Genomic DNA, 224 nt, shown 5'->3' on the forward strand with positions numbered 1-224 from the left:
GAGTCTACCGGAATTTATGCAAAAAGAGGTCATATAGATAATGACGGAACAATAAGTGTAGGAAAGAAATCAACAGCTATTTATTTATTGGAAGATAACCTAGGTAATCCACTTTCAGGGACAGGGGGAACAGTAAGTAATGACGGCACAATAAAAATAGGTGAAGATTCTACGGGAATATATTATAAAGCGGAACCTACAGGTCCTAATCATGGGCTTGCAGG

General features: G+C 38.4%; 1 protein-coding gene. It reads left to right on the forward strand.

Going from position 1 to position 224, the window contains the following annotated elements; genetic code table 11:
- Window positions 1–224: hypothetical protein (locus tag EII29_RS12595; protein WP_158612587.1), on the forward strand; the 224-nt coding region annotated here is incomplete at both ends.

The organism is Leptotrichia sp. OH3620_COT-345, from assembly GCF_003932895.1.
Lineage (GTDB): Bacteria > Fusobacteriota > Fusobacteriia > Fusobacteriales > Leptotrichiaceae > Pseudoleptotrichia.